Origin of the sequence: Streptomyces sp. NPDC001714, from assembly GCF_042892755.1 — a bacterium.
In the GTDB taxonomy this organism is placed as follows: domain Bacteria; phylum Actinomycetota; class Actinomycetes; order Streptomycetales; family Streptomycetaceae; genus Streptomyces.
The window spans coordinates 456,538-472,682 of sequence record NZ_JBIAUL010000001.1 but is presented as its reverse complement, the minus strand read 5'-3'; the positions used below and the strand labels follow the sequence as shown (position 1 = coordinate 472,682).

The window sequence follows — 16,145 nt, the reverse complement described above, 5'->3', positions numbered from 1 at the left end:
GGGGGAGTTGGGTCAGGAGAGCGCGAGCTGCGCGGGCCGCCCGCGATCGGGTGCGGGCACCGAGAGGATCACGTCCCGCAGTCTCTCGACATACCGCCGCACGTTCTTGTAGGCGATGTCGGTGTCCGGGTACCGGCAGGCGAACCACAGTCCTTCGTGCAGCCGGTTGACCCAGGCGCACACCTGGTCGCCGTACGACACCCGGAGCAGCCCGTACGCCTTCTGCTCGGCCCAGTCGTCCGCGCCGGGGATGAGACGGGCGTCCACGTACGAGATGATCGAGTACATGTCGGGCGAGGTCGGCCGGAAGTCCGTGCCGAGCAGGCGCAGTACGCGGGCGAGCGGGATGCGGGCCAGCGACCGGTTGGCCCGCAGTTCGGCACGGACCGTGTCGAGCGCGCTCTCCAGGTCCCCTGCCGCGGGCACCTCGATGGGTGCGCCGCCGACGTACCAGCCCACCGACTCCGACCACGCGGACTTCAGCCGGGTGTGGAACGGGACGACGGTGCGGTAGACCGGCTGCCCGCCGAGTTCGTGGACGATCAGACTGGTCGCGGCCAGGATGCCCACCAGACTGCCGCCGTAGGGGCGGCAGTACGCCTCGAACGCGGCGGCGGCCGCCGCGTCGACGAGCGGCTCGCACACCAGCTTCTGGGTGGGCAGCACCCCGCCGGGCTCCAGCCCGAGGTCGACGGGGAACTCCGGGAGCCGGTCGCCGCACCGGGCGATGAACTCCCGCCAGCGCGTGACGATCGCGTGGGTGTCGTCGATGCCGTCCGCGTTCGCCCGCTCCTGCTCGCAGAAGTCGACGTAACTCCCCACGGACGGACCGGTGACGGGACTTCCCGTGACGGCCGCCGCGTACAGTCCGTTGATCTCCTCCGGGAGCCGGTGGATCGAATAGGCGTCGACATTGGTGTGGTCGAAGGCCATGTACACGCTGGTGGAGTCCTCGCGTACGACCGCCGTGTAGATGAGGTTCGGCCAGCCGAGCGCGTCCGCCGCCGCGTCGAACCGATCCTGCAGGTACCGGGTCAGCGCCCCCGCGTCGGTGAACTCGCCGACCACCTCGCGGTGCAGCGACACGTCGTTCTCGGCGAGGGTGAACCGCTGCATGTCGTCGCCGGCCCACCGGAAGCCGCTGCGCAGCGTCTCGTGCCGCAGCGTCCAGCCGCGCAACGCCCTTTCCAGCGCGTCGAGATCGACCTGGCCCGGCAGGTCGAACGCCGCGCCGAGCCAGGTCGGCACGAACAGTCCGTCCTCCCGCACCGACCGGGCTGTTCTGATGTGCGACTCCTGGATGTACGCCGGCGGCCGCGGATCCGGCGGCAGCGCTGCCGCGGCCGCGATGGTCACCGGGCTGAATCTCCACTCGACGAGCCGTCCGGGCCGGATCTCACAGCGCTGGATGTCAGAAATTCGCACGGTGGCTCTCCTTACGCAGAAGACACCAGCTTCGTCATCAACGGGAAGGCGTACGCGCGCGATGATCGCTGTGTCGCCGCGATTTCAGCGGGATGTGTGACGTCTCGAACGGAGAAACGCCCCACCTCACCCGTATCTGTAGATCCCGCTCACGTCCTCCAGTTCGGCCGGAGTGACGTCCCACGGCGGCAGTTGCTCGTACCGGGCCACGACCCGGCCGTGCTGGGGGTCGCCCGCGCCGGGTGGCTCGGCGGGAAGGTACGTGTGGCCGGGGTGCCGTCGCTGCCAGCGGGTCCACAGCAGGTCGACGAAGGAGTGATGCAGCCAGAAGACCGGGTCGTTGACGGAGGCGGCGCTGAGCATCACCCCGCCGACCCAGTGGTGGACCCGGTTGTGGTTGCGCCAGGAGACGCTGCCGCGGCCGCTCCCCCAGCCCTCCAGCTTGTTGCGGTAGCCGTGGGCGACCGCCGAGTTCCAGGGCCAGCTGTCGTAGACGGGGTCGGCCAGCGCGAACTCGACGTCACGCGCGGTCGGCAGCTGGATCGGGGCGCGGGCCCGGCCGAGATCGCGGGTGAGGTAGTGCACGTCGGTCACGTTCTCGGTGATCTTCCAGTGGCCCGCCCGGTAGGCGAACGGGCCCGTCATCACCTGCCGGTCCGGGCCGCGTCCGTTGCCGCCGAGCAGATCGTCGGTCCACGGCAGGGAGTTCGGCGCACGGTCACGGGTCCAGTCCCAGTACGGCACCGTCACCGACCCGTCCACCCTGCGCAGCGCCCGCTCCAGTTCGAGCAGCAGCCGGCGGTGCCAGGGCAGGAACGAGGGCGCCATGTGGGCGGTGCGCAACCGGTGTTGCCGGTCGGCCGAGTTGTGCGCGATGTGGATCCGTACGAACTCGTCGTACTCACCGCGGCGTTTGACCTCCAGCAGAGCGTCCACGAACCGGCGCCGTTCGGCTCGGGTCAACGTGTTGACGTTCCTGCGCGTGTAGACCACGTGCGCCTCCCTCGGGCATCGGCCACAGGGGTAACCGCCGGACACACCTTCGGGTCACCGCCCTACGGCCGGACCGGTGACGCGGCGCCACGCCCGGCGGCCGGCTCAGGAGAGCCACCGTTTCCACACCTCGGGGTGGCCGTCCACCCACTTCTTCGCGGCCTCCTCGGGGCTCAGCTTCTGGTCGGCGATCATCAGGGAGACCTGGTCCTGGTCTTCGGTCGTCCACTCGAACTTCCTCAGGAAGGCGGCCGCCCTGCCGCCGCCGTGCGCGAAGTCCGTGTTGAGGTACTTCTGCAGCGGGGTGTGCGGATAGGCGCAGGCGACCTTGGCCGCGTCGGCGTCGCAGCCCTCCCGGTACGCGGGCAGCCGCACCTCGGTCATCGGCACCTTCTTGAACAGCCACTGCGGTGCGTACCAGTACGTGAGGAAGGGCTTCTTCTCCTTGGCGAACTGCTTGATCTGGGTGATCTGGGCGGCCTCGGACCCGGCGAAGACGACCTGGTAGTCCAGCTTCAGATTGCTCACCAGCGCCTTGTCGTTGGTGACGTACGACGGCGATCCGTCCAGCAGCTGCCCCTTGCCGCCGCTCTCCGCGGTACGGAAGAGGGAGGCGTACTTGTTCAGGTTCTTCCAGTTCGTGATGTCCGGGTGCTGCTTGACGAGATAGGTCGGCACGAACCACCCGATGTGCCCGGTGACCCCGAGGCCCCCTCCCCGGCTGATGGTCTTCTTGTCGTCGACGTACCGCTTCTCCTGGTCCGGGTGCCCCCAGTCCTCCAGGATCGCGTCGACGCGGCCCTGGCTGAGTGCGTCCCAGGCCGGGACCTCGTCGACCTGCACGGTGTCGACGCGGTAGCCGAGCTTGTGCTCAAGGAGGTACTGGGCGACAGCCACATTCGACTGCGCGCCGACCCAGGACTGCACGGACAGGGTCACGGTCTTCGAGCCCTGCGCGCCCGCGAACGGCGAGGCCTGCCTGGTCATGTCGGCGGCACCGCACCCGGTGGCGAGCACGAGGACGGAGGCGGCGGCGATGAGTGTCGTACGGCGCATGGTCACGCTCCCTCCCGCGTACGGCGTTCCGTGGGCTGGGTGACCCGGTCGAGCATCAGCCCCAGGCAGACGATGGCGGCGCCGGCGACCAGCCCGGTGGCCAGGTCGCCCTGGGCGAGACCGAAGGCGACGTCGTAGCCGAGGGCGCCGCCGCCCACCAGCCCGCCGATGATGACGACGGCGAGGACGAGCACCACGCCCTGGTTGACAGCGAGCAGCAACGCAGGCCGGGCAAGGGGGAGTTGGACCTGCAACAGCTGCTGGCGGCCGGTCGCGCCGAGCGACCGCGCGGACTCCAGGGCGGCCGGGTCCACCTGGCGCAGCCCCTGCGCGGTGATCCGTACGACGGCCGGCAGCGCGTAGACGACGGCGGCGGCGACGGCGGGCGCGCGGCCGACACCGAACAACGCGACGACCGGGATCAGGTACACGAACTGCGGCATGGTCTGGAACACGTCCAGGACCGGACGCAGGGCGCGCTCCACCCGGTCGCTGCGGGCGGCGGCGACACCGGTCACGAAGCCGAGGACGAGCGTCACGGCGACGGCCGCGAGCACCTGGGACAGCGTGTCCAGCGACGGCTCCCACACCCCCAGCACGCCGATCGCGGCCATCGCGAGGACGGCGGTGAGCGCGGTGCGCCAGGTGCCGATCAGCCAGGCCAGGGCGGCGACCACGAACAGCACCGCCCACCAGGGCAGCCACTGCAGCCCGGAGCGGACGGGGTCCAGGACCCAGGTGGTGAAGTGCCCCGCCCAGTCCGCCGTACCGCCGACGACCGGCACGCCCGAGTACAGGTGTGCGGTCATCCAGTCGACGGCGCGGTTGACCGGTTCGGCGAAGTTCAGGGTCCAGGCGGTGGGCCAGTCGAGGCGGCCGAGGAGCCGGGCGGCGAGCGCGACGGCGACGGTGGCGCCGAGTGCGTACAGGAGGCCGGCGGGGGCCTTCCGGGTGTCGCCGCGGTCGCCCGCCGCCGCGGTGACGCGGTCCAGGACGACCGCGAGGAGCACGATGGGTATGCCGGCGGCGAGGGCCGCGCCGACGTCGACCGAGGCGAGCGCCTGGTAGACGCGGTCGCCGAGGCCGCCGGCGCCGATGACGGAGGCGATGACCGCCATCGACAGCGCCATCATGATCGTCTGGTTGAGGCCCAGCAGCAGGTCCTTGCGGGCCAGCGGGATCCGCGCGGTCAGCAGCCGCTGCCGATGGGTGGCCCCCAACGACTCCACGGCCTCCAGGACTTCGGGGTCGGCGCCGCGCAGGCCGAGGGCGGTGAGCCGGGCCATGGGCGGGGCGGCGTAGACGACGGTGGCGAGGACGGCCGCGGGGACGCCGATGCCGAAGACCAGGACGACGGGGAGGAGGTAGGCGAAGGCGGGCAGCACCTGCATGGTGTCCAGGACCGGGCGCAGGGCGCGGTGCAGCCGGTCGGACAGCCCGGCACCGAGCCCGAGCACGAGACCCACGGCCACGGACGCGAGGACGGCGACGACCATCAACGCGAGGGTCTGCATCGTCGGCACCCACATGCCGAGGGCGCCACAGGCGAGGAACGCGGCGGCGGCACCGGCGGCGAGCCTGACCCCCGCGACGCGGTGGGCGACGACGGCGGCGAGCACGGTGACGCCGGGCCAGCCCGCGGCGAGGAGGGTGAGGTAGACGGCGCGGACGGTGAGGACGACGGCGTTGCTGATGTAGCCGAAGAAGTAGAGGAAGAGGGGGTGGGTGTCGCGGTTGTCGATGACCCAGTTGCTGGCGGAGGTGAGGGGTGCGGAGAGGCCGATGGTGAGATCGTGCGGCCAGGCGGCGGACGCCCAGTGGGAGTGGGCGAGGGGTGCGAGGACGGCGGCGGCTACGGCGAGGGCGAGAAGCTTGCGGGCGGCTCGGCTGGTCGGAAGCGCCACTCGACGAGGGCTCGGCACAGTGATCGTTGCCATCAGACGTCCTCCGGACTGGTGCGCGGGGCGGGGGGTTTCACTCCCCCGCGCTCACGGGGTACCGCCGCGCCCACCCGTGCCACCCCAGCGGCACGACTGCCCGCGGCTGAGTCAGTGTCAGCGACACCCGCCGCTGGGGTGCCCTCCGACGAGGGCCGCGCATCCTCACCCAGGGGCGCGGGGAACTGCGCGACCGGCCCACGACCACCCGCGGCCAACGCACTGCCCGCATCCGAACCCGCCGCTGGGGTGCCCTCCGACGAAGGCCGCGCATCCCCACCCAGGGGCGCGGGGAACTGCGCGACCGGCCCACGACCGGCCGCGGCCGACGTGCTGCCCGCATCGGTCTTGGCCACGACGCCGAGCAGCGTGTCGGCGTCGACCACGCCGACACACCGGCCGTCCTCCACGACCCGCGCCGGGACACCGGTCCCCGCGACCACGTCGATCGCCTCGGCGACCGTCGCCTCCGGGCTGACCGCGGGCCCGTCGGCCTCCCCGGTCTCCCCCGGCTCCCGCATCGCCGTGCGGACCGTCATCACCTGCTCGCGCGGCACGTCCCGCACGAACTCCCGGACGTAGTCGTCGGCCGGGGAGCCGACGATCTCCTCCGGGGTGCCCAGCTGGACCACCCTGCCGTCCCGCATCAGGGCGATACGGTCGCCGAGTTTGAGCGCCTCCGCCAGGTCATGGGTGATGAAGACCATCGTGCGGCCCTCCTCGCGGTGCAGGCGGACCACCTCCTCCTGCATGTCCCGCCGGATCAGCGGGTCGAGCGCGCTGAACGGCTCGTCGAAGAGGAGGACCTCGGGGTCGACGGCCAACGCCCGTGCGAGGCCGACGCGTTGGCGCTGGCCGCCGGACAACTGGCCGGGACGGCGCTGCTCCATGCCGTCGAGGCCGACCTTGGCGACGACCTCGGCGGCCCGCCTGCGCCGCTCGGACCTGCCGACGCCCTGGATCTCCAGGCCGTACGCCACGTTGTCGAGGACGGACCGGTGCGGGAGGAGCCCGAAGTGCTGGAAGACCATCGCGGCGCGGTGCCGGCGCAGTTCCCGCAGCCGGCCCTTGTCCATCGCGCGGACGTCCTCGCCGTCGATGGCGATCCGGCCGGCCGTCGGCTCGATGAGCCGGGTCAGGCAGCGGACCAGGGTCGACTTCCCGGAGCCGGACAGGCCCATCACCACGAAGACCTCGCCCTTGCGCACGTCGAAGGAGACGTCGCGGACCGCGGCCGTACAGCCGGTGCGGGCGCGGAGATCGGCGGGCGACAGCCCGGCCAGCCCGGAATCCGCGGGGACCCGTTCGGCCTTCGGGCCGAAGACCTTCCACAGACCGTCGACGGAGAACACAGGGGTCGTACTGGTCATCACGCACCGCCCTTCAGCAGGTCCACGGCCCTCTCGCCGACCATCAGCACTCCGATCATCGGGTTCACGGCCGGCATGGTGGGGAAGACGGACGCGTCGGCGATACGGATGCCGTCGAGTCCGCGGATGCGCAACTCGGGGTCGACGACGGCCTGTCGGTCATCGACCGCGCCCATCCGGCAGGTGCCCGCCGGGTGGTAGACCGTGTGCGCGACCTTGCGGGCGTACTCGCTCAACTCGGCGTCGCCCTGGACCTCCGGGCCTGGGCACACCTCGCGCTTCAGCCAGCCCGCCAGCGGCTCGGTCCGCGCGACCTCGCGGGCGATGCGGATGCCGTCGACGAGGGTGCGGCCGTCGTAGTCGTCCTCGTCGGTGAAGTAGCGGAAGTCCAGCGCGGGCTTCACGGACGGGTCGGAGCTGGTCAGGTAGAGGCGGCCGCGGCTGCGCGGCTTGGGGATGTTCGGGGTCATCGAGACGCCGGACTCCGGCCGCCGGTAACCCAGTCGCTCCGGGTTGTCCGTGAACGGCACCTGGTAGAAGTGGAACATCAGGTCCGGGCCCGCGTGTTCGGGGTCGCGGCGGACGAACAGGCCCGCGTCGGAGTCCATCGCGGAGTTCTCCGGGATCGGGCCGTTCGTCTCCCAGACGATGACCGACTCGGGGTGGTCGAGGAGGTTCTCGCCGACGCCCGGGAGGTCGTGGGCGACCGGGATGCCGAGCGCTTCGAGGTCGGCGGCCGGGCCGATGCCCGAGTGCAGGAGCAGGCGCGGGGAGTCCACGGCGCCCGCGCACAGGACGACCTCGTTGCGGGCCCGTACGAGGAGTTCCTCGCCGTCCTTGGTGCGCACGTGCACGCCCTCGGCGTGGGTGCCGTTCAGCTCCAGCCGGTACGCCCAGGTCTCCAGCAGGATCGTCAGGTTGGGCCGTTCGTCCATCACCGGGTGGAGGTAGGCCACGGACGCGCTGGAGCGCTTGTTGTTCTCGGGGTGGTACGCGAGGTCGAAGAAGCCGGCGCCCTCGGTGAACGGCCTGCGGTTGAAGCCCTCCACGCCCGGGACGCCCAGCGCCTCCCGCGCCGCTTCGACGAAGTCGCGGGCGATGGCGTTCCGGTCCTTCTCGTCGACCGGGACGATGTTGTTGAGGAGGCGTGCGTAGTAGGCCTCCATGGGGACCGCGCCCCAGCCCTTGGCTCCCGCCTCCTCCCACTCGTCCCAGTCGGACGGGAGCGGCTTGAAGGCGATGAGGGTGTTGTGGCTGGAACAGCCGCCCAGCACCCGGGCGCGGCTGTGCCGGATGTGGGAGTTGCCGCGCGGCTGCTCGGTGGTCGGGTAGTCGTAGTCCAGCTCGCCGCCGAGCAGGCCCATCCAGCGGCGCAGGGTGAGGACGTCGTCGCGGCCGACGTCGCTGGGGCCGCCCTCGATGACGGCGACGGTGACGTCGGGGTTCTCGGTGAGGCGGGAGGCTATGACGGAACCGGCGGTTCCGCCGCCGATGACGACATAGTCGTAGGTGTGGTGGGACATGGGGGGTGCTCCAAAGGGCTTACTGGCTCACTGACTCGCTGCGAGGGCTGCTGGCGTACGGCGGCCGGACGGGGGCTCAGCCGGCGAACCAGCGCACCGGCCTCGGCGCGAGGTTCTGGTAGACGTGCTTGGTCTCGCGGTACTCGGCGAGCCCGGCGGGTCCCAGCTCGCGGCCGGTGCCGCTCCTTCCGAAGCCGCCCCACTCCGCCTGCGGGAGGTAGGGGTGGTAGTCGTTGATCCACACCGTGCCGTGCCGCAGTCGGCCGGCGATCCGGCGGGCCCGGCCGGCGTCCGCGCTCCAGACGGCGCCCGCCAGGCCGTACTCGGTGTCGTTGGCGAGGGCGACCGCCTCGTCCTCGGTGCGGAAGGTCTCGACGGTGAGGACCGGCCCGAAGACCTCCTCGCGTACGACCCGCATCTCGCGGTGGCACTGGTCGAGGACGGTCGGCTCGTAGAAGTAGCCGGTGGCCGGGCGGTCGGCGGACGGTTCGGGGCGCTTGCCGCCCGCGCGCAGCACCGCGCCCTCGGCGAGCGCCGACGCCACGTACGCCTCGACCTTGGCACGCTGCTGCTCGGAGACGAGCGGGCCGCACTCGACGCCGTCCGCGGTGCCCCGGCCGAGCCGGATCCGGGCGGCCCGGCGGGCGAGTTCGGCGACGAACCGCTCCCGGACCGGCTCCTCGACGATCAGCCGGGCGCCGGCCGAGCAGACCTGGCCACTGTGGATGAACGCGGCGTTGAGGGCCTGGTCGACGGCGGTGTCGAAACCTTCCTGCGTGGCGCAGGCGTCGGCGAAGACGACGTTGGGGTTCTTGCCGCCCAGTTCGAGGGCGACCTTCTTGACGGTGGGCGCGGCGGCCTGGGCGACCTTGGTGCCGCTGACCAGGCCGCCGGTGAAGGAGACGAGGTCGACGTCGGGGTGTTCGGCGAGGCGGGCGCCGACGGTGTGGCCGGGGCCGGTGACGAGGTTGGCGACCCCCGCGGGCAGCCCGGCCTCCGCGAGCAGTTCCATCAGCGCGATCGTCGTCAGCGGGGTGAGCTCGCTCGGCTTGACCACGAACGTGTCGCCGGCCGCGAGCGCCGGGGCGATCTTCCAACTCGCCTGGAGGAGCGGGTAGTTCCAGGGAGTGATCAACGCGCACACGCCGACCGGTTCGGATACGACGACGCTGTGGACGTCGGCCGAGCCCGCGTCCACCACCCGGCCCCCGCCCTCCGCGGCGACCAGGTCGGCGAAGTAGCGGAAGGCGTCGGCGACGCAGTCGATGTCGACGCGGCCCTCCGCCACGGTCTTGCCCGCGTCCCGGCTCTCCAGGAGGCCGAGCCGTTCGCGGTCGCGCACGAGGAGGTCGGCGACCCGGCGGAGCAGGGCGGCGCGCTCGGCGACGGGGGTCCGGGGCCAGTCGCCGGTGTCGAAGGCACGGCGGGCGGCGGCCACCGCCGCCTCCGCGTCCTTCTCGTCGCCCTCGGCGACCACGGTGAAGGGCAGGCCGTCCGCGGGGTCGATGATCTCGCGTGTCGCGCCGGAGACGGCTGCCAGCCAGTCGCCTCCGGCATGGATGGTCGCTCGTGCCGTGCTGTCCGCCATGATCGGTATTGCCTTCCGTTCCTGTTCGGTGCCCCTGTGTGACCTCCGGGTCACACTCGGGGACCGCCAGCACCTGCCCTCGGCCTCGGATTGCATGCGCAATCGTCGGTCGAAAGTGTGCGGCGTCACTGAACAGTCGGACAGAACGGCACAAACACCCCAAGGGGGCGACGACCCTCATGTTCGGTTCAGGGCGTGATGCTCGCCGATGCGGCGGGCGTGGCATGCCGGGGCTTGCTCTTGGTCGAGATCTGGCCGACGAGCTCCCAGAAACAGACCAGGGCGGTGACGGGCGGGATCCCGAAGATGACTAAGGACAACAGCGCATGGGAGGAGTGGCTGACACACAGGGCCACGGCCACGACGGAGGCGGCCAGCACGACGCACCAGGACCGCCGCGCGCTCCGGCGCTGGGCGGTGGCCCGCAGGACGGACAGCGCAGCCACGAACCACGGGCCGTAGACCGTCAGCGGCCAGTACTGCGCCAGTCCCCCGGGGAGCACCGACGAGGCGATGCCGCGCAGCTGCGCGTAGGAGTAGCAGAGGGACCAGGCCAGCATGGACACCGCACACAGCGAGACCGTCGCGATCAGGAGCGTGATGTGCGTGACGCTCCGGCCGCCGTCGAGCAGGTGGGAGTCGTGGCGGACCCGATGGCGGACCCGCCGGCGACTGCCCCGGCGCTGGGCCGGCACGTCCAGCAGGGTGGGGGCCGTGGTCACACCGGTCGGTGCGGACAGTATCTGCGCCAGCTCCTCGACCGGGTCCCAGTCGCTCGGCGCGACGTCCGGCTCCGGGGCACCCCAGGCGTGGTCGTAGAGACCGGGATGGTCGTAGAAGCCGGTGTGGTCGTAGAGACCCGGCCCCGAGTCGTGCTGAATCCCGTCCATCGATTACCTCCGCCCCCTGCCTCAGAAGGCCCCGTACAGATCTGCCATGGTCCGCCGATATTCATTTTCCATCGTGTTGATTCTCTTCAGGAAATCATCGAGCAGGTCCGAGCATGAGGTGATATCCATACCACCGGGCCAGCGGAGCACGGTTGTCGGATGATCTTCGGCTGCGCACCAGTCCAATCGCGTCACGGTCACCTAACGACCGTCACACGGGGCGGGATTTGGAGCGTTCGGGGGAATTCAGTCACCCGGAAGAGAAGCTATAGAATGCCTACCGGCTCACAATTGAAGAAATTGTGAATATGCGCGCGATTACACTCCGTGAATGCCGAATTCGAATGAACGACGATGTGACCGGTGCGGGGCCGGTGCCCCGGCGGTCGCGTCGGTCCACCGTCAGCTCCCGCCGCCGGCCAGCAGCTCCCGTACGCGGCCCCGCAGCCAGGCGTGCGCCGGGTCGGCGTCGTGGCGTGGATGCCAGGCCAGGCCGAGGGGGATCGGCGGCAGCGGGAGCGGGACCTCGAAGGCGGCGAGGCCCAGGGTGGTGGCCAACGGGACTCCCGGGGAGCCGATCAGGCCGATCAGGTCGGAGTCGCGCAGCACGAAGAGGGAGGCCGTGAAGGTGCCGACGGTACCCACCACCTGCCGCTCCAGGCCGAGTTCGGCCAGCGCGACGTCGACCGGGCCGTGCAGCTTGCCGCGCCGCGAGACGTTCAGGTGACCGCCCGCGGTCGCGTACCGCTCGGGCGTCAGTTCGCTCCCGCCGCACCAGGCGGGGCTCGGCTCCGGCCTCGGCACCACGGCCCGCGAGACCGGCGCCGCCCTCGGGGTCGCGGTCACCGGCACGATCCTGTCCGCCCACGGCGACCTCGCCTCCGGGATGGGCCCGGCCCTGCGTACCGTCGCCCTGCTGGTCCTCGCCGCGACGGCGCTCGTGGTGGCCGGTTACGGCCGCCGCACCCCGACACGCACTATCGCGTCCGGCCCGGAACGCGTACTATCGCGTTCTACCGGTGCCTGAGCAACTCCCCGCACACCCCGGCCCGTTGAGGAGCCCGATGCCCGCCCTCCTGAACCCCGTCCTCGACCTGCTGACCCTGCGCGGCACCGTCACCGAGGCCGAACAGATCACCGCCCGCATGCGCCGCCTGCGCATCGACGGCGACCAGCTCGCCGGCCTCGACGTCAGCCCCGGCCAGCAGGTCCGGGTCCTGGTCACCGGCCTGACCCTGCGGACGTACTCGGTCTGGCGCTACGACCCGTCCGGCGTCGTCGAGTTGTGCGTCCTCGACCATGCCGAGGGCGGACCGGGCGCCCAGTGGGGCCGGACCGTCGGGAAGGGCGAGCAGGTACGGCTGCGCAGGCCGGAGGGCACCTTCACGCTGCGCCCCGACGCCGCCCACCACGTCTTCGTCGGCGACGAGACGGCCGCGGTCGCCTTCGGTGCGATGCTCGCGGCCCTGCCCGAGGGGGCCCGGATCTCCGGCTGCGTCGAGACGGAGACGGCCGCCGACCGCCTGCCCCTCACCCACGCGGAGCGCCTCGACTGGGTGCTGCGGACCGAGACCTCACTGCCGGAGGCGGTACGGCGGCTCGCTCCCCCGCCCGGCGGGGTGGCGTACGTCGCCGGGGAGGCGCGGGCCGTGCAGGCGGTGCGGAAGGTGCTGGTCCAGGAGGCGGGGTGGGACCGGCGCGCGGTACTCACCAAGCCGTTCTGGACGCCGGGGAAGCGGGGGATGGAGTGACGCCCGGGCGCACCGCCCCCTGATGCGGAGACGGCAACGGGCCCCGTTCCGGAGGAGACCGGAGCGGGGCCCGTGGGGTGCCGGGGCGGGGAGGCTCAGATGAGGCCGAGCGCGCGGACCGCCTCGCGCTCCTCCGCCAGCTCCTGGACCGACGCGTCGATGCGGGCGCGGGAGAAGTCGCTGATCTCCAGGCCCTGGACGATCTCGTACTTGCCGTCCTTGGTGGTGACCGGGAAGGAGGAGATCAGGCCCTCCGGCACGCCGTAGGAGCCGTCCGACGGGATGCCCATGGAGGTCCAGTCGCCGTCGGCGGTGCCGTTGACCCAGGTGTGGACGTGGTCGATCGCGGCGTTGGCGGCGGAGGCCGCGGAGGAGGCGCCGCGGGCCTCGATGATGGCCGCGCCGCGCTTGGCGACGGTCGGGATGAACTCCTCGGCCAGCCACTTCTCGTCGTTCACGACCTCGGCGGCGTTCTTGCCGGCGACCGTGGCGTGGAAGATGTCGGGGTACTGGGTGGCGGAGTGGTTGCCCCAGATGGTCAGGCGCTTGATGTCGGCGACCGTCGAGCCCGTCTTCTTCGCGAGCTGGGTCAGCGCGCGGTTGTGGTCGAGGCGGGTCATCGCGGTGAAGCGCTCGGCCGGTACGTCCGGGGCGGCGGCCTGGGCGATCAGGGCGTTGGTGTTGGCCGGGTTGCCGACGACCAGGACCTTGATGTCGTCCGCGGCGTGGTCGTTGATGGCCTTGCCCTGCGGCTTGAAGATGCCGCCGTTGGCCTCGAGGAGGTCACCGCGCTCCATGCCCTTGGTGCGGGGGCGGGCGCCGACCAGGAGGGCGACGTTGGCACCGTCGAAGGCGACGTTCGGGTCGTCGGAGATGTCGATGCCCTGAAGGAGGGGGAAGGCGCAGTCGTCGAGCTCCATGGCGGTGCCCTCGGCGGCCTTGAGCGCGGGGGTGATCTCCAGGAGGCGGAGCCGGACCGGCACGTCCGCGCCGAGCAGCTGGCCGGAGGCGATGCGGAAGAGCAGGGCGTAACCGATCTGGCCGGCCGCGCCGGTGACGGTGACGTTCACGGGAGTGCGGGTCATGGCGTTCTCCGTATGACAGCTGGCGGTGGGCGTCCTTGCCCTGGGTGCCCTGGGGTGCGGACGTACAAATGATCGATCTCTTGGTATCAAGAGATCCACCGGTCAGGCTATCGCGCATCAAGGATGCCGGAGGGCGAGGGGTCGGTGTGGCTCACCCCACAAAAGAGGCGGCCGCCTGTCCGGGAGAGGTGTGACAGGACGGCCGCCACTCGGGGGTACCGGTTTCCGGACTCCCGTGGGGGGATACGTGTCGCGTGCCCAGGAAGGAGCCGGGCATTCCTGGGCACCGCCGTTTTCTTCGCCGGCCGCAGGACGACGGGCCGGCATTCGGACGTTTCCTACGTCGTGCAGCCTGTCTGACCCGACGCCAGCGTGGCGCAGGCCTTCGCCGCCGCCGCGTCCCGCACCGCCACCATCGGCGTGTACGCGATGGTGTCACCGGCGGCCGTGATGTCGCCGCGTTCCGTGGTGGTACCGGCCGTGATCCGGACCGAGTCGCCCCGGGCGGCACCCGTGATCCGGCCCCACGCGGCGCCGCAGGTCCTGCTGTAGCGGACCTCCAGGGTGGTCGTGCCGACCGTGACCGTCTTCGCGGTGGTCACGAGGTCGCCGCTGCATCCCATGGCCTCCGCGTCCTTGCCGGTGCAGCCGGCGCCCGCGCACTTCACCCCGGCCGGGAGGTCGCTGCTGGTGGCGGTGGACGGGGTCGCCGAGGCGCCGTTGCCCTGGTTCTTCCTGCCGCCGCCGTCGCCTCCGGTGAGGAGGAGGACCGCGGCGATGACCACGGCCACCCCGACGACCCCGGCGAGGAACATCGTCAGCCGCCGCCGGCCGCCGCCCGGCGGGGCCGGCGGCGGGGACCCGGCCGGGCCGCGGGAGCCCGCGCCCTCCCGGCGGTTCGCGTCGGGTGCCGTCGGCTGGGGCGGGATGGTGGGCGAGACACCCGCCGGCCCGGCGATCCCCGGCATCGCCACCGCGCTGCCCGCCCGGCGCGGCGTCTTGCCGCCGCCGGCGGCGGTCGAGGACGTGGCCGGCGGCGCCCCGAACTCCCCCAGCGCGGCCCGCGCCTGGGAGATCCGGATCGCCTCCATGGTCATGTCGTGGCGCATCTCCGAACGGCTCCAGGCCCGTTCGGCCAGCTCCCACATGGTCGTGAGGTGGACGGGATCGGTGTCGGTGACCTCGGCGAGCGCGACGACCGCGCCCTTCGGTGCCAGCAGGCGGCCGTTGAGATAGCGCTCCCAGGACGTCCTGGCGTAGCCGGTGCGGTCGGACAGTGCCGCGACGCTCAGTCCGCTGCGGTCCACGAGCCGCCGCAGCTGGGTCGCGAACTCCTTGACCTGCGGATCGAGTTCGTCCGGCAGGGCTTTCCAACGAGGCATTGCTTCCCCCCTCTTCCCCCGGTCCTCTTCCCCCGGTTCGGTGCCGTGTCTTCCCTCGCGTTTCCCCTCGCGCGGTGCCCCCGCGCCGGTCCCCGTTCTGGCTACCCAGCGGGATGCGGCGGCCCCGGAGGACAGTCCCCGGGCAGGGGGCGCACAGGAGCACTGACCCGTCCGGCATGCACCGTTGCACGCCCACCGCCGTACGGTCCAACGGGCCTTCAGCTCGTCCCGATTGGACACGTTAGCCCGGTTGTGGGTCGACTCCGTGATATATCCGCGAACTTGTCAATACATCGGCACACCGGTCATCCGGCTGTGACCTCGCAGGACCCAGGGCGCACACCTCACCCGAGAGCCACGGCACCGACGACCGCCACCAGGAGCAGGGCGAGCAGCAGCAGGACCGCGTACAGCAGCAGACGGCCGTGCGGGCGGGGTGCCGGGTCCTGCTCCGGCCGGTCCCACCACGGGAGGGTCGGATCGTCCTCGTACCCCTCCGCGTCCCCCGCGCCCGGCGGACGGTCCGGGTCCGGCGCGGTCGCCGGGCGCGGCCAGGCCTCGACGGCCAGCTCCCAGCGCACGGCGTGCCGTTCGGCGTCCGAGTCTGCCAGGCCCGCGACCCGGCACAGCGCGACGACGGCCTGGCGGGGCGGCGGCTGGACGGCGTTGAGATAGCGCTGCCAGGAGGACTTGCTGTACGCGGTGCGGGCGCCCAGCGCGACGAGGCTGAGGCCGGTGTCGTCCTTGAGGAGCCGCAGTTGCTCCACGAAGTGCCGTACCTCCGGCGGGAGCCCCTCCGGCAGCGGCTGCCAGCCGCCCATCACGCACCTCCACGGCCTGCCTCGTTGCCAGTTCGTTGCCAGTTCAGAGCGGGTGACGACGGTGGGCGGTCCACCGGTTCCCGCAGGCAGTGGCAGTGCGGGCGGCCCGTAGCGGAACTGTCACCTCTCTGCCACAGCCGTCGGACAGCCGTTGAACAGCCGCCGCGCGGTGGGAAGGCTGATTCCCGACGGCGGTCCGTCCTGCTCGGGGGAGGGGACGGGCCGCCCTTCGGCCGAACGCGCCGCAAGGGGGCCCAGGGCTGTATCTGATGTGCGGCTACCGCCGCGTGGGCGCGACCAGCCCCCACCCACCCGAAACCGAAC

12 protein-coding genes and 3 pseudogenes are annotated in these 16,145 nt (G+C 71.9%); 2 read left to right on the top strand and 13 right to left on the bottom strand.

Annotation, left to right across the window (positions count from 1 at the left end):
* Positions 1 to 12 precede the first annotated feature (12 nt).
* From ACFY0P_RS02200 to ACFY0P_RS02155, 10 genes and pseudogenes are all read right to left on the bottom strand, one after another.
* A complete protein-coding gene (locus ACFY0P_RS02200; RefSeq protein WP_388906303.1) occupies positions 13 to 1,425 on the bottom strand; it encodes a condensation domain-containing protein in 1,413 nt (470 codons plus the stop codon).
* Positions 1,426 to 1,551: 126 nt separating this feature from the next.
* Positions 1,552 to 2,418: a tyrosinase family protein gene (locus ACFY0P_RS02195; RefSeq protein ID WP_388906301.1), complete on the bottom strand. Its 867-nt coding sequence runs from the start codon at positions 2,416 to 2,418 to the stop codon at positions 1,552 to 1,554.
* 105 nt (positions 2,419 to 2,523) lie between these two features.
* Complete coding sequence (locus ACFY0P_RS02190) at positions 2,524 to 3,474, bottom strand: ABC transporter substrate-binding protein (RefSeq protein WP_388906299.1); 951 nt, start codon at positions 3,472 to 3,474, stop codon at positions 2,524 to 2,526.
* A 2-nt stretch (positions 3,475 to 3,476) separates the two neighbouring features.
* Entirely contained in the window at positions 3,477 to 5,411 is a 1,935-nt protein-coding gene (locus tag ACFY0P_RS02185; protein WP_388906297.1) for an ABC transporter permease, read from the bottom strand.
* A 341-nt stretch (positions 5,412 to 5,752) separates the two neighbouring features.
* A pseudogene (locus ACFY0P_RS02180) lies at positions 5,753 to 6,781 on the bottom strand (glycine betaine/L-proline ABC transporter ATP-binding protein); the annotation flags it as partial.
* Positions 6,781 to 8,304 (bottom strand): GMC family oxidoreductase, encoded by a 1,524-nt coding sequence (locus ACFY0P_RS02175; RefSeq protein ID WP_388906294.1) that lies wholly within the window; start codon positions 8,302 to 8,304, stop codon positions 6,781 to 6,783. The pseudogene ACFY0P_RS02180 and the gene ACFY0P_RS02175, both read right to left, overlap by 1 nt.
* A gap of 76 nt (positions 8,305 to 8,380) precedes the next feature.
* Positions 8,381 to 9,892 (bottom strand): aldehyde dehydrogenase family protein, encoded by a 1,512-nt coding sequence (locus ACFY0P_RS02170; protein ID WP_388906291.1) that lies wholly within the window; start codon positions 9,890 to 9,892, stop codon positions 8,381 to 8,383.
* A gap of 188 nt (positions 9,893 to 10,080) precedes the next feature.
* A complete protein-coding gene (locus ACFY0P_RS02165) occupies positions 10,081 to 10,782 on the bottom strand; it encodes a DUF2637 domain-containing protein (protein WP_388906289.1) in 702 nt (233 codons plus the stop codon).
* Between the two features lie 21 nt (positions 10,783 to 10,803).
* Entirely contained in the window at positions 10,804 to 10,983 is a 180-nt protein-coding gene (locus ACFY0P_RS02160; RefSeq protein ID WP_143063672.1) for a hypothetical protein, read from the bottom strand.
* Positions 10,984 to 11,184: 201 nt separating this feature from the next.
* Positions 11,185 to 11,544 (bottom strand): annotated as a pseudogene (locus tag ACFY0P_RS02155) (LysR family transcriptional regulator); the annotation flags it as partial.
* Between ACFY0P_RS02155 and ACFY0P_RS02150 the strand changes: the two are divergent.
* Positions 11,537 to 11,809, top strand: a pseudogene (locus tag ACFY0P_RS02150) (MFS transporter); the annotation flags it as partial. The pseudogenes ACFY0P_RS02155 and ACFY0P_RS02150 sit on opposite strands and share 8 nt — an antisense overlap.
* Before the next feature lie 37 nt (positions 11,810 to 11,846).
* Positions 11,847 to 12,533 (top strand): siderophore-interacting protein, encoded by a 687-nt coding sequence (locus tag ACFY0P_RS02145; RefSeq protein WP_388906287.1) that lies wholly within the window; start codon positions 11,847 to 11,849, stop codon positions 12,531 to 12,533.
* A 95-nt stretch (positions 12,534 to 12,628) separates the two neighbouring features.
* Here ACFY0P_RS02145 and ACFY0P_RS02140 read toward each other — a convergent pair whose 3' ends face one another.
* The 3 genes from ACFY0P_RS02140 to ACFY0P_RS02130 form a co-directional block, all read right to left on the bottom strand.
* Positions 12,629 to 13,618 carry a malate dehydrogenase gene (locus ACFY0P_RS02140; protein WP_133028872.1) on the bottom strand — a complete coding sequence of 330 codons (990 nt, stop codon included), beginning with the start codon at positions 13,616 to 13,618 and terminating at the stop codon, positions 12,629 to 12,631.
* A 338-nt stretch (positions 13,619 to 13,956) separates the two neighbouring features.
* The gene (locus ACFY0P_RS02135) at positions 13,957 to 15,000 is read right to left on the bottom strand and encodes a helix-turn-helix domain-containing protein (protein ID WP_388906284.1); all 1,044 of its coding nucleotides are present in this window, start codon (positions 14,998 to 15,000) and stop codon (positions 13,957 to 13,959) included.
* A gap of 344 nt (positions 15,001 to 15,344) precedes the next feature.
* Complete coding sequence (locus ACFY0P_RS02130) at positions 15,345 to 15,821, bottom strand: helix-turn-helix domain-containing protein (protein ID WP_388906281.1); 477 nt, start codon at positions 15,819 to 15,821, stop codon at positions 15,345 to 15,347.
* Between the last annotated feature and the right edge of the window lie 324 nt (positions 15,822 to 16,145).